This is a genomic window from Pseudomonas sp. P116 (genome assembly GCF_020149425.1).
GTDB lineage: Bacteria > Pseudomonadota > Gammaproteobacteria > Pseudomonadales > Pseudomonadaceae > Aquipseudomonas > Aquipseudomonas anatoliensis.
Map to the genome: position 1 here is coordinate 647,573 of NZ_JACVHB010000004.1, position 20,558 is coordinate 668,130.

Consider the following 20,558-nt stretch of genomic DNA (forward strand, 5'->3'; position numbering starts at 1 on the left):
GATCGCAGCCTGCGGCAGCTCCTACAGAGAAATATGCGTTTCCCTGTAGGAGCTGCCGCAGGCTGCGATCTTTTCGCTTTTCAGACAATTGACTGCCGAGTAGTAGCAGCTCAGTCTGCCGGTTCTCTTTTTGCAAACGAGGGGTTAGTCGATGCCTTTTTTCACGGTTGACGGACAAGCACTTCACTACATCGATCAAGGCACAGGCCCGGCCGTGTTACTGGCGGGCAGCTACCTGTGGGATCAGGCCATGTGGGCGCCGCAGATCGCCGCGCTGGCGCCGCACTATCGGGTGATTGCGCTGGATCTCTGGGGCCACGGCGAATCCGGTCGATTGCCGGAAAACACCACATCGCTGGATGACATCGCGCGTCAGGCGCAGGCGTTGCTCGATCATCTGGATATCGACCAGATCACCCTGATCGGCCTGTCGGTTGGCGGCATGTGGGGCGTGCGTCTGGCGCTGTCGGCACCGCATCGGATAAACGGTTTGGTGCTGATGGACACCTATGTCGGCGTAGAACCCGAGCCAACCCGTCAGTACTACTTCTCGCTGTTCAAACAGATTGAAGACAGCGGCGAAATATCAGACGCGTTGCTCGACATCGTCGTACCGATTTTCTTCCGCCCGGGCATCGATCCCCAATCGGCGCTGTATCAGGACTTTCGCGCGAAACTGGCGGGGTATTCATCCGAGCGCCTGCGCGAAAGCATCGTACCGATGGGCCGCATCACCTTCGGTCGAGATGATCTGTTGCCACGTCTGGGCGAGCTGAACGCTGCAACTACTCTGGTGCTGTGCGGTGATCAGGACAAACCCCGGCCACCGGCCGAAGCGCAGGAAATGGCTGAACTGATCGGTTGCCCGTGCGTGTTGGTGCCGGAGGCGGGGCATATCTCCAATCTGGAGAATCCGCAGTTTGTGAATGACGCGTTGCTGAAGTTTTTGGCTGAGCATCATTCGCGGCGCTGATGAGAAAAAGATCGCAGCGTGCCGCAGGTCCTACAGGGATATGCGTTTTCTGTAGGAGCTGCGGCACGCTGCGATCTTTTGATATTGCTTATTTAGGTCCGAGAATCTTCGCCAACTTGTCCGGCGTCGGCGCGCCTTGTTGCTGTTGCAGTTCACCCTTGGCATCCATGTAGAAAATCGCCGGAGTGGCCTGCAATTCCAGGTCATCCATCAACTGCATGTTCGCCGCCAATTTTGTCTGCACGGTTACCGGGATGTCTTTCAAGGCCTTGAGCGAACTGCCCTTGCCGGCCTTTTCGTGATCCTCCAGCGCTTTGGCCGGGTCTTTGGCGGCGAGCAACGCGGCGGATTTGCCCGGGCTGTCTTCGCGGATGATCCCGACCATGATGTGGCGCAACTGCACTTTGCCGGACTTGACCCACGGGCGGGCCTGTTCCCAGAACACGTTGCAGTAAGGGCAGTTCGGATCGCTGAACAGGTACACCGTGCGCGGCGCATCCTTGTTGCCGTCCTGAATCCAGTTGCTTGCCTCGAACTTGGCCCAGACCTCCTTGGCCATTGGCGCGTACACCAGTTTCTGCAACGGTTCGCTGCTCAGGTCTTTGCCGTCGGCGTCGTACAGGTTGCCGAGCAGAACGTGCTTACCGTCCGGGGTCAGGTACAACGCCATGCCACGGTTCTGGTATTGCGCCGCGTAACCGCGCAAACCGTCGGGGGCGTCGAACTGGCCGACGATTTTCGCGCCTTTGGCTTCGATCTGCTTGATCGCGGCAGGCAATTCTTCAGCGGCCTGAACCGACGGCAGTTGCAACAGGGCAGTGCCCAGAGTCAGCGTCAGCAGGTGGCGGAGGCGGGGCATGGCAGTTTCCTTGACGAAGTGGCCGGTGCGGAGGCCGGGTTCGGATTTGAATTCGGGGTGTCGAAGTTTTCCATTGCGCGAGCCAGACTGGCGTTCGACAACTCGCCCAGGTGACTGGCCAACAGGCGACCATCAGGGCTATAGAACAGGGTAGTCGGCAATGCCATGGAACCCACGGCCTGACCCAAACGACCACTGCGGTCGAACAACACGTTGGTCAGGCTCAGGCCCTGGGTTTCGAGAAACGTCGCAACGCTTTGCATGCTTTCGGCCTGATTGACGAACAGGAACGTCAGGTCAGGGCGTTGCTGCTGGGCATTTTCCAACACAGGCATTTCGCGTCGGCACGGTGGACACCAGGTGGCCCACAGGTTGATCACCAGCGGCCCACCTTTGTAGTCGCTGAGCTGGATGGTTTCCCCAGCCGCGTTACGCAAGGAAATGTCTGGCAGCCGTGTGCCTTGTTCGTAGATGTTCAACGACAGTGTCGCCATCACCCAGAACAGCACACCGCTGGCCACGCCAAAACCCAGCGGCCGACGCAGCCCCGGGCGACGCCAGCCGCGATACAGTGCCGCGAGCAGCAACACAATCACGCCCGGCCAGGCGAGGAAACCGCCATCGCGCAAATCAACGATCTGCCACAGATCGTTGCGGTAGTGGCTCCAGTACAACGCGACAAACGCGATGCGTGCCGCGAGCATGCCAAGCAAAAACAGACTGAACAGCGCCGACTCGGGATTATCGCCACCGCGTTTGGCCACTCGCCAACCGACGAAGGTCGCCAGTGCCAATGCACTGATCAGCAGCAAATGGTTAAGCGCGATGGCAAAAGTGCCGAGGGTGAAAGTCAGCATTAGTTGGCGTCTCGGGTGGTGGTCCAGCGTTGCAGGAACGTATCGGCATCGACTTCACCGGTGATGCGCTGGCTGCGGCGCTCTTCGCCGTCGGTGCCGATCCAGACAAAAGTCGGTGGCCCCGGCACTTTATAGCGGCCAAGCAATTCGCGGCTGGCGGCATTGTCAGCAGTCACATCCAGCCGCAGCAGGCGTACGTCACTCAACGCCTGCATCACCTTGTCCTTGCCGAAGACCTGTTTTTCCATGACTTTGCAGGACACGCACCAGTCGGCGTAATAATCGAGCAGCACCCACTGGCCCTGGGCCTTGGCGGCATCCAGTTCGCGTTGCAATGCTGCCGGTTCCTTGATGGTGGTGAACGCGTCATGACCAATCGGCGCAGCACTGGCGACACGGTCGCCACTGTAAACCTGCAACGGCTGATACGGATCATCACTGCCGCCGGCTGCACCGATCACCAGCAAACTGCCCCATAACCCGAGCAGCAATGCAGTGGCGCCGAACAACTGGGCGACACGGCCGAAGCCTTCGGACTGCTTCCACGCGCAGTAAGCGGCGATCAACAACAAGGCGCCGCACAGACCGAGCCATAACGACGGGTCCAGCACCGGGCGCAACATCAGCAGAGCCGTGGCGAGGAACAGGAAACCGAACACGCCCTTGAGCAGGTTCATCCAATCGCCGGGTTTTGGCAGGAAGCGATTACCTACGGTCACCAGCAGCAACAGCGGCACACCGATGCCGATCCCCAGCGAGAACAGAATCAAACCACCGTGCAGGGCATTGCCACTTTGCGCGATGTACAGCAACGCACCGGCGAGTGGCGCGGTCATGCACGGTCCGACCAGCAGGCCGGACAGTGCGCCGAGCACGCCGGCGCCAATCAGGCTGCCGCCGCTGCGACTGCGCGAGGCGTGTTCCAGTCGGTCACGCAAGGCCACCGGCAATTGCAGTTCAAAGAAGCCGAACATCGGCAACGCCAGCACCACGAAGACTGCCGCGAAAGTCCCCAGCAGCCACGGATTTTGCAGCCAGGCCTGCAGGTTCGCGCCGAGCAGCGCGGCAATTACGCCCATTGCCGCATACACCAGTGCCATGCAGATCACATAACTGCCGGCCAGCGCAAAACCCCGGCGTGGCGTCGCGCCGCTGCCGACGATCATCCCCGCCAGAATCGGCAACATCGGCAACGTGCAAGGGGTGAAGGCGAGCAGCAGGCCGAGGCCGAAAAATACCAGCAGGCTCCAGCCCAGTGCTCGTTGCTGCAGGCTGCTGGCCAACGCTTCATCCGGTGCTTGCGCACTGGCCGGCGTGACCGCTTTGCCGCCCAGATCAATGACCCGGGTTTGCGGCGGGTAACACAGACCTGCATCGGCGCAACCCTGATAGCTGACCTTGATCTGACCGGTCGCCGCCGCCGGGATTTTTACCTCCAGCCCTTGGCGATAGACCGGTTGTTCACCGAAGAACTCGTCGCTGTGGGATTCGCCTTCGGGCAGCGTCGGCTGTTGTGCAGCGCTCAAGCCGTCGAACTTCAGGCGTTTCTGATACAGGTAGTAGCCGTCGGTGATCTGCCAGAACAGCTGGGTTTCACCGGATTCCAGGCGTTCGGACGTGAGAACGAACGCCTGGTCGACCGGCAGAAAGTCCGGTTTTGTCTCGAAAGGATTGTTTCCGGCCTGGGCCAGGCCCGAGATCAATAGAGCAAACAGTAGAAAAATACGACGCATGGAGGAGCCTTGTCCCTGTGCAATTGAGGGCAGAATGGGCGGTGGCGATTAACCGATAATTAACCGTAGCCTACAAGGCCTTCCTCGATTGGCCAATCAGGTGCGTAACAATCCCGGCCAACTGGTTTCGTTGATCTCATGCGGGCCCGAAACGAGCCTGCCGTCCTGGAGGTTGTAAACAAGGTACTGATTGTTGGTGAGGAAAATATACCAATAGCTATCAGCGAAAGTCCGGTCATTTTGTGCGGCGGTAATGATCCGGTCTTTATAGGGGATCAGCGCACCAAAGATATTGGAGCCAAAGGCATTGCGGGTGATAGCATTTTTCCGGTAGTTGAATCTCAGGTAGTGCCCGTCATTGAGAAGAAACGTGAACAGGTGACTATAGCCTGCGATTTCTGTCCATGTGCCGGCGACAATTTTATCAAAGTAAGGAAGTATCGGGAGCCAGATACTTTCAGCTACCTTCCAATAGCCAGCAGCCTTGTCTTTATCCTGATCATATCTGCAGACCATCGGGGTGTTGCCCGAGTAGAAGAAAAGCCAGGCAATATCGTCTCCGGCGCCACTGGAAAACATTCCGTCAGTGGTGAAACCAAAACGCAGGTTTTTAGTGTAGGGGTCGAAGGTATCCCAGCTACCCTTGGTTGCACCGGGGTAACCTTCAGGTACTTTATTGTCGCCAATATTGAATCGAGAGTAAGTGTCGTTATCTTTAAAAAAGAAATAGATTCGATCAGGGCCGGATCGCCAGTCGATGGCGACGAAATTTTTTAGTGCAGGCATGGTTATCAGTATCCCTTTATGAAGGTTGTGGTATGTCTATCGCTTCTGTTTAGGCAAACGTGCTTGTCGCTTGGGTAGGTCCCGAGATCAGAAACTCATTTAGACTAAGAAACACGATTTGTGGACTTTGGCTCTGTGTAACTAAGGAGGGCGTTGGGAGGGCGCGGTTTACCGATGGCTAACCGCGCAATGGCTGAACTGGTCAGCCGCGTAACAGCCCTGGCCAATTACCATCGTTGACGTAGTGTGGGCCGGATTCGAGTTTGTCCTCATCCATGTTGTAAACAAGATATTGGTTGTTGGTGAGAAATATATACCAATAGTCGTCCGCGATAATTCGATCATTCTTGGCGGCCGTGATGATCCTTTCGTGATACGGGAGCAAGGCGCCCAGACGATCATTGCCGAATTTATGTAAGGTCAGTGTGTGTTTTGTGCCGTGGAAGGATAGATATCGTGCGCCTTGGAGAAGGAACCTGATTACACTGTTGCCACTCCTTGGGCCTTCCCATGTGGCAGCTATGATTTCGTCAAAGTAGGGAAGTATCGGACTCCAGTGGGTATCGGCTACTTTATAAAAGCCGGAAACCTTATCTTCGTCCTGATTGTATTTGCAGACTGTGGGCGTATCTCCGTCGTAGAAGAACAGCCAGGCGATGTCTTCGTCGAAGAGGCCATTCTTAAGGTTCGATGAGGTGGTGGTGAAACCGAAGAGCAAGTCTTTGGTATGTGGCTCGAATGCATCCCAGTTACCTCGGGTAGGGGCGGGATATCCAGCGGGTACTTTGTTGTCGCCAATATCGAATCGAGAGTAAGTATCGGTATCTTTAAAGAAGAAATAAATCTTATCAGCGCCGGAGAGCCAGTCAATGGTGACGAAGTTATTTAAAGCAGGCATGGTTATCAATATCCCTTTATGCAAGTTGTGGTATGTCTATCGCTTCTGTTTAGGCGGAATTACTTGTCGCTATGTTTAAGCCCGAGATCCGGAACTCGCTCAGACTAAAACAGGGGTGGAACTTGCCTCTGTGTAGCTAAGGAGCGCGACGGGGGCACGCGGTTAACCGATGGCTAACCGCGCCCCGTGAAGCTTCGGATGAACCGATCAATCACGCAACAGCCCAGGCCAATTGCCGTCGTTGACGTCTTTTGGACCGGATACGAGATTGTCGTCATCTATGTTGTAAACAAGATATTGGTTGTCGGTGAGAAATATATACCAATAGCTGTCCGCAAAAGTTCGATCATTTTGGGCGGCCGTGATGATCCGATTACTATACGGGAACAAGGCTCCTAGGCGATCTTCGCCTAACCTGCCTCCGGTCAGTGTGTGTTCACTGCAGTCGAAAGACATATAGCGTGCGCCGTGGAGAAGGAACGTGATTTCATTCCTTGACTTGTCCCATGTGGCAGCCATGATTTCGAAAAAGTAATCAGTTATCGGCGCCCAGATCGTGTCGGCTACTTTATAAAAGCCGTCTACTTTATCTTTGTCCTGGTTGTATTTGCAGACTGTGGGCGTGTCTCCGTCGTAGAAGAAAAGCCAGGAGATGTCTTCATCGAGGCCATTCTCAAAACTAGATGATGTAGTGGTAAAACCGAATTGCAATTTTTTGGTGTATGGGTCGAATGCGTCCCAGCTACCCTTGGTTGCACCGGGATAGCCTTCAGGTACTTTGTTGTCGCCAATATCGAATCTAGAGTAAGTGTCGTTATCCTGAAAGAAAAAATAGATGCGGTCAGGGCCGGAGCGCCAATCAATGGCGACGAAGTTATCGAGTGCAGGCATGTTGACTTAATTCCTTTTAATTTGAGTTTGGTTGTGTTGCTCGCCGAGGTTATCCAAGAGTTGTTTTTATTGACAGGCGCTATATGTTGAAAGTTGTTGCTCCTGAACTTTCTGTGCGCGGGCGGAGTGCACCGGTAGCCGATGTCGTACTGTATCGCCGAGCGCCGGCACACTCGAGAATTCCCCCGGCTTCCCGTCTCCATCAGGGGCAGCCATAATTGCCGCTTAATCCTCACCTGTTTCACTCGCGTTTTTGCTCAGGGAGCTGCCATGCACGTACTGGTTTGTGAAGACGATGAACTGATCGCCAGCGGTATCGTTGCCGGACTCACAGCCCAGGGCTTGACCGTCGAGCACGTCAATACCGCAGCCAGGGCGCGGGCGATGCTCAAGGTCGCCGAGTTTGATGTGATGGTGCTTGATCTAGGCCTGCCCGACGAAGATGGCCTGAAACTGTTGCAGCAGTTGCGCCAGCACGGCCTGGAAATTCCGGTGCTGATCCTGACGGCGCGCGATTCGGTCACCGATCGAGTCGATGGCTTGCAGGCCGGCGCCGACGATTACCTGCTCAAACCGTTCGATCTGCGAGAACTGTTTGCGCGACTGCAGACCTTGCTGCGGCGGGTGGCGGGGCGCAGCGTCAACCTGATCGAGCACGGTGCGCTGACCTACGACCCGAGCAGTCGCGAAACCCGGCTGGCCGGGCAATCGGTGGATCTGTCGCGGCGCGAGCAATCGCTGTTACAGGCACTGCTGCACAATCGCGGTCGGGTTCTGTCCACCGAGCAGTTGAAGGACAGCGTCTATGGCTTCAACGACGAGCTGGAAAGCAACGCGCTGAACGTGCATATCCATCACCTGCGCAGCAAACTCGGTAAGGGCATCGTCGAAACCGTGCGCGGTCTGGGCTATCGCCTGGGCCCGGCCGATGGTGGAGATCAAGGCAAGTGATGAGCCTGCGACTGCGCCTGAGCCTGACCCTTGGCGCTGCGTTCGCGCTGATCTGGGCGCTGGCAGCGGCCTGGATGCTCAGCGATCTGCGCAACCAGATGATGTTTTCCCTCGACCAGCGTCTGGTGGCTTCGGCGCGCATGGTGGCCGGGTTGCTGGAGCAATTGCCGACGTTGCCGAGCAAAGGCGAGGGCACGCATTTCAGTGCCGAGCAACTGAACATTCCCGGCGGCATGGCCTGTCAGGTCAGCTCGTTGCGCGGGGAAATTCTCGCGCGCAGCCATAACAATCCCGAGCAAGCGCTGGAAGCGGAGAAAATGGGCTTCCACGATCAGATGATCGACGGCGCGCCGTGGCGCAGTTTCACCCTCGCCCGGGGCGATGTGCGCATCACCACGGCAGATCGGCAGATCGAACGCGAAGCCTTGAACATGTCGATCCTGCTGGCGGCGTCGGTGCCGGTGGGCGTGGCGTTGCTCGGCTGTCTGTGCCTGTTGTGGCTGGGAATCGGGCAAGGCCTGGCACCGCTCAATCGTCTGCGCGAAGCCTTGATGCGGCGTAATGCCGACTCGCTCGAGCCGCTGCAATTGCAATCGTTTCCCAGCGAATTGAAGCCGCTGCTCGATACCCAGAATCAGCTGTTCCAGCGCATCGGCAAGACCATCGAGCGTGAGCGTCGTTTGACCGGTGACGCCGCGCATGAACTGCGCAGCCCGCTGACGGCGATCAAGACGCACCTGCAAGTGGCGCGCATGACCGACGGCAGCGCCCGCGATCAATCGTTGGCGCGGGCCGAGGAGGGGGCCGACCGTTTGCATCGCACGCTTGAGCAACTGCTTTTGCTGGCGCGGGTCGAGGGCAGTCTGTCCTTCGACGACGGCTCGCAATACAGCGCCGAGCAAGTGGCAAGGTTGGCGATTGCCGACGCTACTGGTGGTGAGCGTTTGCGTATCAAATTGCATCTGCCGGACGAATTTTCGTCTGCACCCTTGCAAATGCCTGCGGTACTGTCGATTGCCGCGTTGCGCAATCTGCTCGACAACGCCCTGCGTCATACCCCCGAGGATTGTGCGGTCGAGCTGCGTCTGGAAACCATCGGCAACCGCGTACGTTTCGTCGTGCGTGACCATGGTCCGGGTATTGCGCCGGATGATTTGCAACACCTTACCCAGCGCTTCTGGCGCAACGGCCAGAGCACCGGTTGCGGCCTCGGCCTGGCGATTGTCCAGGCGATCGTCCAGCGTTGCGACTGTGCCCTGCATTTCGACAGCCGCCCGGATGGGCTGCGCGTTGAGCTGACGATGCCATTGCAATCCATCTGACTTCACTACTCCCCGTGTAGGAGCTGCCGAAGGCTGCGATCTTTTGTTTTTTTGTTTATAGATCAGGATCAAACGATCGCAGCCTTCGGCAGCTCCTACAGGGGATCGGTGTGTGGCACATCAAATGTAACTTCTCTCCAATGGTTAATCGGCGGCGCTGACGTTAAGGTCGGCGCCAGCCTTGACTCAATGGATTGAGGGAACAGCGCCATGCAAGCACCTGTCTGCATTCGTCCGGCCATTCTGGCCGACGTCGGAATCATCAGCCGTATCATCGAACGCTCGATCCGTTTTGGTTGTGCGCTCGATCACCGCAACGACCCGCTGATCGTCAGCGACTGGACCCGGCAGCAGTCTGCCGATTTCATCAGCGCCTGGCTCGCCGATCCGCACTTCTATCTGAGTATTGCCATGCTGGCGGACAAACCGGTCGGTATCGGCATGGCCCGTTCAAATGGCGACGTTGTGCTCTGCCACGTTCAACCGGAATCATTTCGCCGTGGCGCCGGGAGGGCGCTGATGAACGATCTGGAAGGCTGGCTGCGGGTTCGCGGTGTGCGCACCGCCCACCTCAACAGCACACGCACCGGCGAAGCGTTCTACCGCCATTTGGGTTACCGCGAATCTGCGCCCTCCCTCGCGCATAACGGCTTGCAGATCCTGCCTATGTGCAAGCCGCTGGCAATGTCCGGATGAACAGTCGCTCAAGGGGCTAAATCCTTGCCTCGCTTAAGCGTTTCCAGAACAGGAAAACCTGCAAGTGCGCCCCGTGACTGGAACGCGCACCTGTCCGGTGTGCTGTTTTGGTCACTATCCATAGCGAATCGAGGGGTCGAGAGATGTCAGTCGCCACCAGCCTTATCAGAGAGTCGTCGGCCCGGGTCGCCTCGGCGCCAGCGGAAACGTTGTATGAGTTCAATGAATCGCCATTGCTGGCTCGTCAGGCACAGCAGGAGTCCAATGCCCGCAGCTATCCGCGACGCATTCCCTTGGCACTCAAACGCGCCAAGGGTCTTTATGTCGAAGATGTCGAAGGGCGGACGTTCATCGACTGTCTGGCCGGGGCTGGCACCCTGGCACTGGGGCATAACCATCCGGTGGTGATCGCAGCGATCCAGCAGGTGCTGGCCGATGAACTGCCGCTGCACACGCTGGACCTGACCACCCCGGTCAAGGATCAGTTTGTCCAGGATCTGTTCGGCTTGTTGCCGGCAGAACTGGCGTCGCAAGCGAAAATTCAGTTCTGCGGCCCGACCGGTACTGATGCCGTGGAAGCGGCACTGAAACTGGTGCGCACGGCCACCGGACGCAGCACCGTGTTGTCGTTCTCCGGTGGTTATCACGGCATGAGCCAGGGCGCTTTGAGCCTGATGGGTAGCCTGGGGCCGAAAAAGCCGCTGGGTGCGTTACTCAGCAACGGCGTGCAGTTCATGCCGTTTCCGTATGACTACCGCTGCCCGTTTGGCATCGGCGGCGCTGACGGAGTGAAGGCAAATCTGAGCTATCTGGACAATTTGCTCAACGATCCCGAGGCCGGCGTGCAATTGCCTGCGGCCGTGATCGTCGAAGCGGTGCAGGGTGAGGGCGGGGTGATTCCGGCTGACATCGAATGGCTGCGCGGCTTGCGTCGGATCACCGAGAAGGCCGGCGTGGCGCTGATTGTCGACGAGATTCAGAGCGGATTTGCCCGCACCGGCAAGATGTTCGCCTTCGAACATGCCGGCATCATCCCGGACGTGGTCGTGCTGTCCAAAGCTATCGGCGGCAGCCTGCCGCTGGCGGTGGTGGTCTATCGCGACTGGCTCGACACCTGGCAACCGGGCGCACACGCTGGCACGTTCCGTGGCAACCAGATGGCGATGGCTGCCGGTTCTGCGGTGATGCGTTATCTGCTTGAACACAAGATGTGTGAACACGCTGCCGCCATGGGCGAGCGCCTGAGCGAGCACCTGCGCATTCTGCAGCGTGATTTTCCGCAATTGGGTGATATTCGTGGTCTTGGCCTGATGTTGGGCGTCGAGCTGGTGGACCCGACGGGCACCCCGGATGCGCTCGGCCATCCGCCGGCGTTTGCGCGTCTGGCGCCATTGGTGCAGCGCGAATGCCTCAAGCGCGGCTTGATTCTTGAGTTGGGCGGTCGGCATGGCGCCGTGGTGCGTTTCCTGCCCCCACTGGTGATCACCGCCGCCGAAATCGACCGCGTTGCCGAGATCTTCGGTCGTGCATTGGCTGCCGCTACTGCCGCTGTATAAATTTTTCAGCGCGCCGAACGTTCTTTCTACATACCCGGCTGCACCCGACGTGCAGCCCACCCTTACAACGATGGAGAACCAGCATGACGTCAGTATTCGACCGTGAGGACATCCTCTTTCAGGTCGTGGTCAACCACGAAGAGCAGTACTCGATCTGGCCGGATTACAAGGCCGTGCCAGAGGGCTGGCGCACCGTGGGCAAGAGCGGCCTGAAAAAGGAATGCCTGGCCTACATCGAAGAAGTCTGGACCGACATGCGCCCACTCAGCCTGCGCCAGAAGATGGAAGGGCAGGCTGCAGCTCAATAAGCTGACAGGCAAAAAGAAACCCGCTGGACTGGAGACAGTCAGCGGGTTTTTTCATGTCCGGGATATGGGGTTTCTGTCAGGACCTCATCGCTGGCAAGCTAGCTCCCACAGGGTTTTGTTGTGCTCCACAAATGCTGTACACACCACAGATCACTGTGGGAGCTGGCTTGCCAGCGATGAACGATAACTCGGTACAACTGAAGTTACGCCCCGCTCAACCCCTTGAGCAGCAAATCCACATTGCCCTCAAGCTCCGTCACCGGATCTTCGGCATCAATACTCAGCACCAGCAATCGGCTACCCGACTCGGCAATCGCCGCTTTCACCGCTTCCGATGGCTGACGGTGATGCAACACCACCGCGACATCGTTTTCCTTGAGTGTCGCCGTGAGTTTTTTCAGATCCTCGGGCGTCCAGTCTGCGTCAGGACGGGGATCCTGCCCGATCAGTTCAAGGTTCAGGCTGCCGATCAGATAGCCGAAGTGATCGCTCAAGCTCATCACACTCAGATTATCGGCACTGGCCAGACGCGCCTCACTGGCGGCACTGAGTTTGAGCAGGCGTTGTTTCAACAGCGCCAGATTCGCTTCGATCTTCGGCTTGGCGCTGGGTGCCAGACGCACCAGATCTGCCGCCATCACGTCTGCCATGCGCCCCATGTTGTTGCTCGCCAGCCACGGCTGGCTGTTCAAACCGTCGACTTTCAAATCCGGTTGCACGGCAATGCCGGGCAACGCGCCGTCGACCGGGCGTGCGGCATCGACTTCAACGATGCGAATGTTGCTGCGACGGGCGAAGGGGTACAGTGGGTCATCGGCCCACAGCGAGCGCACGCCGATCACCGCATCGGCGCCGGTGGCCAGTTTATTGAGTGCCGGAGCGCCGCGCCCGGTGAAGTACGCGGTTTGGCGGCTGCCCGGCAAGTTCGCCGGGGCCGCGCGTTCGAGGCTGACGTCGGTGCCTTTGAGCAGCACCTCGCCCAGGCCGTAGGTGATCGGAAGAGAGGCCAGCACTCGCAAGGGCTTGGCGCTTTCGGCGGCCATTAAAGGTGTGGAAACCACGCCGCACAGGGCCATGGCCAACGTCAGGTTGCGCAATGAAAAAAGCATTTATCCAAGATTCCCTTTCAGACTCGGGACAACCCCGCGCGCGATGGCGGCGAGGGCGAAGGCAATACCGGCGACCAGAATGATCGCCGCGCCGGACGGAATCGGCAGATCGAAAACAATCGGCGCGAGAATCCCGCACAACGTGCTGACCGTGGCAATCAGCACCGAACACCAGAAAAAGCCCTTGAGCGACTGGCTGAGCAAGCGCGCCGCCGCCGCCGGAATCACCAGCAGGGCACCGACCAGAATCGCGCCGATGACTTTCACGGCAGCCACGGTGATCAGCGTCACCAGAATCACGAACAGGTAATCCAGGGTCTTCACTGCCACGCCTCGAACTGCTGCCAGTTGCGGGTTGAAACTGGCGAGCATGATGCGGTTGTAAAGCGGCAGCGCCAGGGCCATGACCAGCGAACCGACGATGGCCAATACCGCCAGATCATTGCCGTTGACCGTCAGCACCGAGCCGAACAGTACGTTTTCCAAAATGTGCACGTTGATCTTGCCCGCGAGAATCAGCAGCAGACTCGCGCCCAATGCCAGGGACACCGAGAGGAACACGCCGATCAACGTATCCGGTGCCAGGCCGGTGCGGTTGCGCAGGTAATTGAGCAAAATGCCGAACAGCAGGCAGTAGCCGAACAGGCTGCCATAAGGCCCGGTGTAGGGTTCGCCCAGCAGGATGCCGATGGCCACACCGGTCAGCGCCGCGTGGCCGACCGCTTCGGAGAAAAACGCGAAGCGTTTGACCACCACCAGTGTGCCGAGGCCACCCAGCACCGGACCGATCAACAGACCGGCGAGCAGCGCGTTGACCACAAAACCGTAAGCCAGCGCCTCCGGCAGATAACCGGAAGAGGCCCAACCCTGGACCATCAATCGAAAGGCTTCGTAACTCATCAGGCAGCGCTCCGTGGATGGGTCGAGAACAGGGTCAGCAGACGCTCTGGAGTCAGCGCCTGTTGTGGCGTGGCGTCGAACAGCACGCGACGGTTCAGACCAGTGACCCGATCAGCCAGACGGCCAACTGCTTCCAGGTCGTGTTCGATCCACAGGACGGTGATGCCCGCCGCGCGCCAGTCGCCAAGCAGGCGTTCGAAGACCTGGATCCCGGCCTCATCGAGAGCGGACATCGGCTCATCCAGCACCAGCAGTTGCGGTGCAGGGATCAAGCCCTGGGCAAGCAACACCCGCTGACGTTCACCTCCGGACAGCGCGCCCATGCGACGTTTGCGTTTGTCCTGCATGCCGACCCGTTCCAGCGCTTCGCCGATGGCGCCGGCGTAGTGCTTGCTCAAGCCAAGAAACGCCGGGCGGCGCTGGCACATGGCAGCCATGAAATCATCGACCGTCATCGGCAAGCCGCGATCGAACTCAAGCGCCTGCGGCACATAACCGATGGTGCCGGGCTCGCCGGGCCATTGCAGACTCAACTGCCCCTGATGCGGCATCTGCCCCAGCAACGTCTTGATCAGCGAACTCTTGCCGCCGCCGTTGGGGCCGACCAGTGCATGCACGGTGCCGGGTTGCACCTGGAAGGAGACGTTGTCGAGAATTGTCGTGCGGCCCAGTGTCAGGCAGACCTGCGCAAATTCCAGGGTCGGACCACACACTTGTAGGACTGAGCCTGCTCGGGATTGCGGTGTGTCATTCAACAATGATGGTGCTTGGCCGGGCGCCTTCGCGAGCAGGCTCGCTCCTACAGGGGACTCGGCGTTTTCTGCGATCAGGGTTTCTCTGGATGTCATGCGCCAGACTCCTGAATCGCCCGAACCACGGTGTTGAGGTTGCCGGTCATTTCCTTTTCGTACTTTTCAGCGGTGTATTCGCCGTAGGAAATGTGCGACAGCGGGTACAGTTTCACGCCCGATTCACGCTGAATGGTTTCGACGTAAGTAGACGGAAAGTCCATTTCCGAGAAGATCACCTTCACATCCAGTTCGCGCAGTTGGTCGATGGTCTTCTTCAACTGGCTCGGGCTCGGCTCGATACCGTGGGCCGGTTCGACCACCGCCGTCACTTCCAGCCCGAACTCGCGCAGCAGATAGTCGTAAGCCGCGTGAACGGTGGCCACACGCAACTCGGCGTTCGGCGCCTGGGTCAGCTTGGCCAACGCGTCAGCGCGCATCTGCCGCAGGCGTTTGCCGTAGGCGCGTGCGTTCTGCGTGTAGGTCTTGGCATTGTCCGGATCGAGCTTGCCCAACTCCCGAGCGATGTTGTTGACCTGCGCGATGGAGGCGCTGATCGACAGGAAGGTATGCGGGTTCACCACTTTGCCGGCGCCGCGCGCAGCGACCCCGGTCGCGGCCAGCAGCGGCACGTTTTCGTTGGCCTCGATGGTTTTGATGTTCGGGGTTTCGCTGGCGGCGATCATGCGGTCGGCGAAATCATCATGGCCGACGCCATTGAGCACGATCACGTCGAGGCCGCTGATGCGCTTGATGTCCTCGGCCCGTGGTTCGTAGGCGTGCGGATTGAAGCCGGCCGGTATCAGCGGGACCACCTCGGCCTTGTCGCCGACGATGTTCGCCACATAGCTGTAATAAGGGTGCAGGGTGATGCCGATGCGCAGGCGTTTCGCCGGATCGGCGCTGGCCAGGGGGCTCAGCAGGCAGGCGCAAAGACCCAACAGAAACAGACGCAACAACGGACGGCGTGGAGATGAAATAGACATGGGCAAACGGTCTTCTCTCGGGTGAGGGCGAGGAATCAATGGCGATGTTCGCGGGTAACCCCGGCATCGTATTGCGCGACGATCTGTTTCCAGCCGGCAGCGGCCAGGGCGGCGTCAGTCAGCTCGCGAGGCGCCGTGAGTGCGGCGTCACGGTTGAGCCAGATATCCGGCGCAGCCTGGTCATCGGCGCCGACGCGCATCAGAAACGAACCGGCGATGGAGGGTGTCTGGCTATGACCGAAGTAGGCGGCGTCGGTCGGCATTTGCCATGCGTGACCGCCTCGGGCGACGGAACTCGCGTCCTGGGCGAACGGGGCAAAACCTTCGTCCGCGAGATTTTGTGGCGTCGGCAAGGTTTTCTGCTCTTCGCGCAGCAAGCGGATTTCGTCCAGTGTCACCCGCAGGTCGGCATAGATGCCTTGCTCGGCGGCGCTGAGGTCGCGGCGCGCGTCCAGTTGATTGCTGGCGACCGGTTCCGGTTCATGGGACACCCCGCGCCAGGCCACCACGGAACCGGCCAGCGCTAGGATCAGCAAGCACAGCAGCAACACGTTGAGGGTTTCATGACCGGCACCGGCCGGACGCACGATTTGTGTGGTGGGCGTACTCATGGCGCTTCGATATCCGCTTGGTCGATTTCCACCACATGGCCAGGGCCCGCGTCGAACAGCACGTAGAACTCGGCGCCGGGTTTCTTGAAGGTCAAGGTCGAGTCGGCACCGAGCTTGCCCGGCACCAGAATCGTTTCGTCGTAACCGATCACATCCAGAGTCACACCGGGTGCGCCGCTGCCGTCGGAAAAGCCACCGGTACATTTGATCTGTTCGTCATCGACGGCTTTGCATTCGCACATCGGGTTGTGCGCCAGGGCGCTTGCACTGAAGCCGGCGCACAGCACCAACAGCGCGGCGCTGAGCCGCAGACGGAAAGGGCGTTGCGAGCAGGTCATGGTTTGGCTCCTTGTTTGTTCAGCCAGGCGATGGTGGCGGGGGAGGCCTGGCTCAGGGGAATCGAGGCCTGATGCATGCTGCCGTCCCAGCCTTCCATGGTTATCCACAGTTCGGCGTCAGCTTTGGTTTTTTCCGGGATCGGCAGTTGTGTGCCCATACGGTATGGCGTACCAAAAAAAATTGCCCCGGCAGCGCGTAAGCTGCGCGGTTTGCCGATGCGCAGGTAAGTGGCCTTGACCTTGTCGACACAGGCATCGCACAGGGCCGCGCTGAAATCTTTCATATAGCCGGCCGGGCCCGTGAGGGTGGGGGCTTCGTTGCGCAGTTCGGCCAGTCGCAGGCTCCAGGGGCCGACCTGGATATTGCCGATTTCATGTTGTCCCAGGCCGCTGTCGCCGCGAAACAGTGAAGCGTCGGCAAAATACTTGGGCATGAAACCAAGCGGGATCAGCAACAACAGGACATTTATGTGGAATCGCCATTTGTGCCAAAGTCTCCCCAGTCGCGATGGCGGCGTGATCGTTGTGGACTTGCTCACAGGCTGACCTCCGAAGGCTCACGGCTGAGGGCCGGTTGTGCCTTGATCCGGTTTTTTTTGTCCTCGCGCTTGAGCGCATTGGCGGTGGCCAGAGCGGTGCGTTTGGTCCAGATCAGCAAGCCGCTGAGCACCATCATGCTCAGCAGCAGGCCAAAGAAGAACCAGATCAACTTTATCCAGATCCCGCCGAAGTCACCGGTGTGCAGTGGGCGCATGGATTCTGTGACGAACTCCAGCGAGGAACGATCGGACAGCAGCCGTGTAGCCGCCATCTCACCGTTGTACGGATTGAGCGTCGCCGTCTGGAACATCAATGGATACCAGCCGCGACCGCCAACGCTCATGTGACTGTAAGCGTTACCCGGTAGGCTGACGAAACTGGCCTCCAGCCCCGGAATCTTTTGCTGAGCGATTTCTACGGCGCGGTCCAGGCTGATACGTGGCGGCGGAGTGCCGGCCGCCGAAATCGGCACGCTTTCACGGGACATGGCCGGGATGATCGGCTCGCTGGAGATGGAGATCTGGTTATCGAACAGGAAGGCCCGAATCAAAAACCAGACACCGGTGATGGAAATCACCGCAATGAACCAGATCGACCAGATACCGCTGAGACGGTGGAAATCGCCCCAGAAAATACGCGCGCCATGGCGAATACGTAGAGTCGGGCGCAAGAAGCCCTTCCAGAATCGCTTATAGACCACTAGGCCGGTAATCAACGACACCAGCATCGGCACGCCAAGGAATGACACCAGATACCATCCCCAACTGAAGCCGTTGGTGAACGGCACTAGCCACCAACCATGCAAGGCGCGGGTGAAAGCCTTGAAGTCAAAGGCTGGCGCGGTGCCCTGGATCACCCCGGTGTATGGGTTGACGTACACCGTCAGCGAGCGCCCGTCCGGGTAGCTGACCTCAACGTCCAGGGCGAAGTGCGATTCGTCAGGGCGGGTGATGCTTTCGACCACGGTTTGCGGTTCGGCTTTTTTGATCGCGGCCAGAACCTGGTCGTAACTGAGCAGCGGCGCATCGTCCGATGGCTGACTGGCACGCATCTGCGGGTTGGCCAGCCAGACGATTTCCTGGCTGACCACTGCCAGCGTACCGGTCACGCAGACGATCAGAACAAAAAACCAGATGGGTAATGCGAGCCAGCTATGTACGAGGAACCACAGTTTTGAGCGGGATTTTTTCGACATGATTACGCGTCTAGAGAGTGGTGAAAGGGCGCGTGGCTGCGGGCTTCACAGCACGGGGATCCCCGAAAGGCGCTCGTGGCTTTTGCCTACGCGAACGGCCTGCATCTCTATAGGACGGATGAGCGAGATAAATCCCGATAAGGAATGTGAAAGTAAATGTTTCGCAATTCGCCTGTGCAGTACAAATCCTGTCCTGAACCACGGGCTCACTCCAACACTTGAAAGGTATTTTCAGGTCGGAGCGAGCCGGTCCGGTACGGAGCAATCAGTTATGGCTAAACATCTCCATCGCCCGCTGCTTGATCTGTTCTTCAGTCAGATCTTCCTTGTGGGTCGCGAGAAACCACAAATGCCCATACGGATCCTTCAGCGTTCCACTGCGATCACCGTAAAACTGATCCTTGACCTCGGACACCACGGTTGCTCCGGCATCCAGCGCCCTTTGGAATGACTTGTCGACATCCGTCACATACAGGTGCAAACCGACGGAGACGGTTTGGTCCGGACTGCTCAATGGCCCCTGATCGCACGGCGAGCCGAGCATGATTGCGCTGTCACCAATACGTAGCTCCGCGTGACCGATGCCGCCGTCGGGCATGGCCAGGCGCATGACTTCGGTGGCACCGAAGGCTTTCTTGTAGAAGTCGATGGCCTCGGCGGCCTTATGAATGCCGAGATACGGGGTAATGCTGTGATACCCCTCGGGGATGGGTTTGACGCTCATGACGTTCTCCCTGTTTTTGTTTTTGCGAAATGTTGCTTCACCGGATTCCCGGAAGGATCAATATAGAACTGTCTTCCCGGCCAGGAATTTCGCCCGACGAGCAGCAGCTCACATTACCTATCCAAAAAGTGCGCCCCCGGCCCCTGTTCACCCAGCACATCCCCCTGATTGCGTAACGGACACGCCTCCATCGACAGGCAGCCACAACCGATGCAGCCATTGAGCCGGTCGCGCAGCAGCGTCAGTTGATTGATCCGTTCATCCAGTTCCCGTCGCCACTGCTGCGATAGAAACTTCCAGTCCGCCGCCGTCGGTGCGCGATCGTCGGGGAGGACTTTCAGTGCTTCGCCAATCTCCGCCAGCGGAATCCCCAGACGCTGCGCAACTTTGATCAATGCCACTCGACGCAGCACGGCGCGCGCATAGCGTCGCTGATTGCCAGCATTGCGCTGGCTCTTGATCAAACCCTTGGACTCATAAAAATGCAGGGCCGTGACCGCGACACCGCTACGCGACGCGACTTCGCCGACGGTGAGGGGCTTGTGCAGGTTTTCCTTGGTGACCATGGTGAAATTGCTCTTGACCTTGACTTAACTAGAGGTTTTACCCTGCGCTTCTTCGAGTCGCAAGATTCGCCTTACAGCCAAGTGGGGAATTTCATGCAAGCATCAGCGAAAAACCGCAGCTTCACCCAATTGATCGAATTCGAGATCGAGCCTCGGCAGCAACCGGGACTGGTCTCGGCGCTGTCGATGCAGACTGAACGCCTGGCCCAGCGCTACCAGGGTTTTGTCAGCGCGAGCGTGCAAGCCAGCGACGATGGTCGGCGGGTATTGAGCTTGCTGCAATGGCAGACTCGCGAGGCGGGGGAGGCGGCGTTCCGCAGTTTCGAAAGCGGTGAACAGGATTTCTGGGAGTTGATCCGCGCCCATCAGGCGAAAACAGTGACCTTCAATTCGTTTCAGGTACTGAGCAGCATCGCCCGCAGTCACGACGATGCGTTGCACTGCAACCTGGTCGGTTAGATCGGCAGCTTTGTCAGGCGCTCATCTTGGAGAGATATGTGGGTTAGTGACGATTTGCTGATAGCCACTATTGAAAGCGTTGATTTCTGCGCAGGCGTGTCGGGGCGTAGCCTTTCTCCATCGACCCCACATTGCCCGCCAGGACGCTCCAATGAATCATTTACTGACTGTTTCGCTGTTGCTCGCCGTCTCCGTACTCGCCGGATGTGCCAGCCATGTTTCTCCGGAGCTGCGGCCCTACTCGGCAGAAGAATCTCGGGAACTGGCCATGGAGGCGCTGAACCGCAGCGGTTTGTCGTTTGACGAATACCATGCCAAAAAAGCGCGATTACTTGGCCAGCCACAGAAGGCCTTCAGTTTTGACAAGCAGGGCGAGATGAGCGCTGAACGTGCCGTACAGCTGCATGGTCGGCCTAGCTGAAAACAAACTGTACTGGTTGAAGTTTTAGCCAACTGTCCGTGGGTTTGCCGGGCCGCGTGGGGTAGGGTCTACACCTGAATGACCCTGACGG

24 protein-coding genes are annotated in these 20,558 nt (G+C 58.7%); 8 read left to right on the plus strand and 16 right to left on the minus strand.

What is annotated here, in order from left to right:
- The first annotated feature begins 151 nt into the window (after nt 1-151).
- Complete coding sequence (locus tag ICA15_RS17315; RefSeq protein WP_210553931.1) at nt 152-973, plus strand: alpha/beta fold hydrolase; 822 nt, start codon at nt 152-154, stop codon at nt 971-973.
- A gap of 88 nt (nt 974-1,061) precedes the next feature.
- On the opposite strand, the gene dsbG is transcribed toward ICA15_RS17315, so the two are convergent.
- From dsbG to ICA15_RS17345, 6 genes are all read right to left on the minus strand, one after another.
- On the minus strand, nt 1,062-1,832 hold the full coding sequence (gene dsbG, locus ICA15_RS17320) for a thiol:disulfide interchange protein DsbG (protein WP_210553930.1): 771 nt from the start codon (nt 1,830-1,832) through the stop codon (nt 1,062-1,064).
- Nucleotides 1,808-2,689 (minus strand): TlpA disulfide reductase family protein, encoded by an 882-nt coding sequence (locus tag ICA15_RS17325; RefSeq protein ID WP_150603395.1) that lies wholly within the window; start codon nt 2,687-2,689, stop codon nt 1,808-1,810. The genes dsbG and ICA15_RS17325 overlap by 25 nt, the downstream gene beginning before the upstream one ends.
- Entirely contained in the window at nt 2,689-4,422 is a 1,734-nt protein-coding gene (gene dsbD, locus ICA15_RS17330) for a protein-disulfide reductase DsbD (RefSeq protein WP_210553929.1), read from the minus strand. The genes ICA15_RS17325 and dsbD overlap by 1 nt, the downstream gene beginning before the upstream one ends.
- A 96-nt stretch (nt 4,423-4,518) precedes the next feature.
- Nucleotides 4,519-5,208, minus strand: coding sequence for a hypothetical protein (locus ICA15_RS17335; protein WP_210553928.1), 690 nt, complete (start codon nt 5,206-5,208; stop codon nt 4,519-4,521).
- 202 nt (nt 5,209-5,410) lie between these two features.
- On the minus strand, nt 5,411-6,106 hold the full coding sequence (locus ICA15_RS17340; RefSeq protein WP_210553927.1) for a hypothetical protein: 696 nt from the start codon (nt 6,104-6,106) through the stop codon (nt 5,411-5,413).
- Between the two features lie 207 nt (nt 6,107-6,313).
- Nucleotides 6,314-6,997, minus strand: coding sequence for a hypothetical protein (locus tag ICA15_RS17345; RefSeq protein WP_210553926.1), 684 nt, complete (start codon nt 6,995-6,997; stop codon nt 6,314-6,316).
- A gap of 270 nt (nt 6,998-7,267) precedes the next feature.
- On the opposite strand from ICA15_RS17345, the gene ICA15_RS17350 reads away from it, so the two are divergent.
- The 5 genes from ICA15_RS17350 (at nt 7,268) to ICA15_RS17370 (ending at nt 11,830) form a co-directional block, all read left to right on the plus strand.
- Entirely contained in the window at nt 7,268-7,948 is a 681-nt protein-coding gene (locus ICA15_RS17350; RefSeq protein WP_150615894.1) for a response regulator, read from the plus strand.
- The gene (locus ICA15_RS17355; RefSeq protein WP_150615893.1) at nt 7,948-9,270 is read left to right on the plus strand and encodes an ATP-binding protein; all 1,323 of its coding nucleotides are present in this window, start codon (nt 7,948-7,950) and stop codon (nt 9,268-9,270) included. Before ICA15_RS17350 ends, ICA15_RS17355 begins: the two co-directional genes overlap by 1 nt.
- A 210-nt stretch (nt 9,271-9,480) precedes the next feature.
- A complete protein-coding gene (locus tag ICA15_RS17360; protein WP_150615892.1) occupies nt 9,481-9,966 on the plus strand; it encodes a GNAT family N-acetyltransferase in 486 nt (161 codons plus the stop codon).
- Nucleotides 9,967-10,109: 143 nt separating this feature from the next.
- A complete protein-coding gene (locus ICA15_RS17365) occupies nt 10,110-11,522 on the plus strand; it encodes an aspartate aminotransferase family protein (protein ID WP_210553925.1) in 1,413 nt (470 codons plus the stop codon).
- An 83-nt stretch (nt 11,523-11,605) separates the two neighbouring features.
- Nucleotides 11,606-11,830, plus strand: a complete 225-nt coding sequence (locus ICA15_RS17370) for an MbtH family protein (protein WP_003226665.1) — start codon at nt 11,606-11,608, stop codon at nt 11,828-11,830.
- Between the two features lie 203 nt (nt 11,831-12,033).
- Here ICA15_RS17370 and ICA15_RS17375 read toward each other — a convergent pair whose 3' ends face one another.
- The 10 genes from ICA15_RS17375 to soxR form a co-directional block, all read right to left on the minus strand.
- Nucleotides 12,034-12,939 (minus strand): metal ABC transporter substrate-binding protein, encoded by a 906-nt coding sequence (locus ICA15_RS17375; RefSeq protein WP_210553924.1) that lies wholly within the window; start codon nt 12,937-12,939, stop codon nt 12,034-12,036.
- On the minus strand, nt 12,940-13,839 hold the full coding sequence (locus ICA15_RS17380; RefSeq protein ID WP_007917717.1) for a metal ABC transporter permease: 900 nt from the start codon (nt 13,837-13,839) through the stop codon (nt 12,940-12,942).
- On the minus strand, nt 13,839-14,687 hold the full coding sequence (locus ICA15_RS17385) for a metal ABC transporter ATP-binding protein (protein ID WP_224450889.1): 849 nt from the start codon (nt 14,685-14,687) through the stop codon (nt 13,839-13,841). The genes ICA15_RS17380 and ICA15_RS17385 overlap by 1 nt, the downstream gene beginning before the upstream one ends.
- Nucleotides 14,684-15,613, minus strand: coding sequence for a metal ABC transporter substrate-binding protein (locus ICA15_RS17390; protein WP_150603405.1), 930 nt, complete (start codon nt 15,611-15,613; stop codon nt 14,684-14,686). The genes ICA15_RS17385 and ICA15_RS17390 overlap by 4 nt, the downstream gene beginning before the upstream one ends.
- Before the next feature lie 35 nt (nt 15,614-15,648).
- On the minus strand, nt 15,649-16,224 hold the full coding sequence (locus ICA15_RS17395; protein ID WP_210553923.1) for a DUF6162 family protein: 576 nt from the start codon (nt 16,222-16,224) through the stop codon (nt 15,649-15,651).
- The gene (locus tag ICA15_RS17400; RefSeq protein ID WP_150603406.1) at nt 16,221-16,562 is read right to left on the minus strand and encodes a hypothetical protein; all 342 of its coding nucleotides are present in this window, start codon (nt 16,560-16,562) and stop codon (nt 16,221-16,223) included. The genes ICA15_RS17395 and ICA15_RS17400 overlap by 4 nt, the downstream gene beginning before the upstream one ends.
- Nucleotides 16,559-17,101, minus strand: a complete 543-nt coding sequence (locus ICA15_RS17405) for a thiamine pyrophosphate-binding protein (RefSeq protein WP_210553922.1) — start codon at nt 17,099-17,101, stop codon at nt 16,559-16,561. The genes ICA15_RS17400 and ICA15_RS17405 overlap by 4 nt, the downstream gene beginning before the upstream one ends.
- Nucleotides 17,098-18,297 carry a PepSY-associated TM helix domain-containing protein gene (locus ICA15_RS17410; RefSeq protein WP_150615885.1) on the minus strand — a complete coding sequence of 400 codons (1,200 nt, stop codon included), beginning with the start codon at nt 18,295-18,297 and terminating at the stop codon, nt 17,098-17,100. Before ICA15_RS17410 ends, ICA15_RS17405 begins: the two co-directional genes overlap by 4 nt.
- 265 nt (nt 18,298-18,562) lie before the next feature.
- A complete protein-coding gene (locus ICA15_RS17415; RefSeq protein WP_210553921.1) occupies nt 18,563-19,021 on the minus strand; it encodes a VOC family protein in 459 nt (152 codons plus the stop codon).
- 113 nt (nt 19,022-19,134) lie between these two features.
- The gene (gene soxR / locus ICA15_RS17420; RefSeq protein ID WP_210553920.1) at nt 19,135-19,587 is read right to left on the minus strand and encodes a redox-sensitive transcriptional activator SoxR; all 453 of its coding nucleotides are present in this window, start codon (nt 19,585-19,587) and stop codon (nt 19,135-19,137) included.
- Nucleotides 19,588-19,680: 93 nt separating this feature from the next.
- On the opposite strand from soxR, the gene ICA15_RS17425 reads away from it, so the two are divergent.
- Together ICA15_RS17425 and ICA15_RS17430 are read left to right on the plus strand one after the other, a co-directional pair.
- A complete protein-coding gene (locus ICA15_RS17425; RefSeq protein ID WP_150603411.1) occupies nt 19,681-20,046 on the plus strand; it encodes an antibiotic biosynthesis monooxygenase in 366 nt (121 codons plus the stop codon).
- A 151-nt stretch (nt 20,047-20,197) separates the two neighbouring features.
- The gene (locus tag ICA15_RS17430) at nt 20,198-20,467 is read left to right on the plus strand and encodes a hypothetical protein (RefSeq protein WP_150603412.1); all 270 of its coding nucleotides are present in this window, start codon (nt 20,198-20,200) and stop codon (nt 20,465-20,467) included.
- Nucleotides 20,468-20,558: the final 91 nt, after the last annotated feature.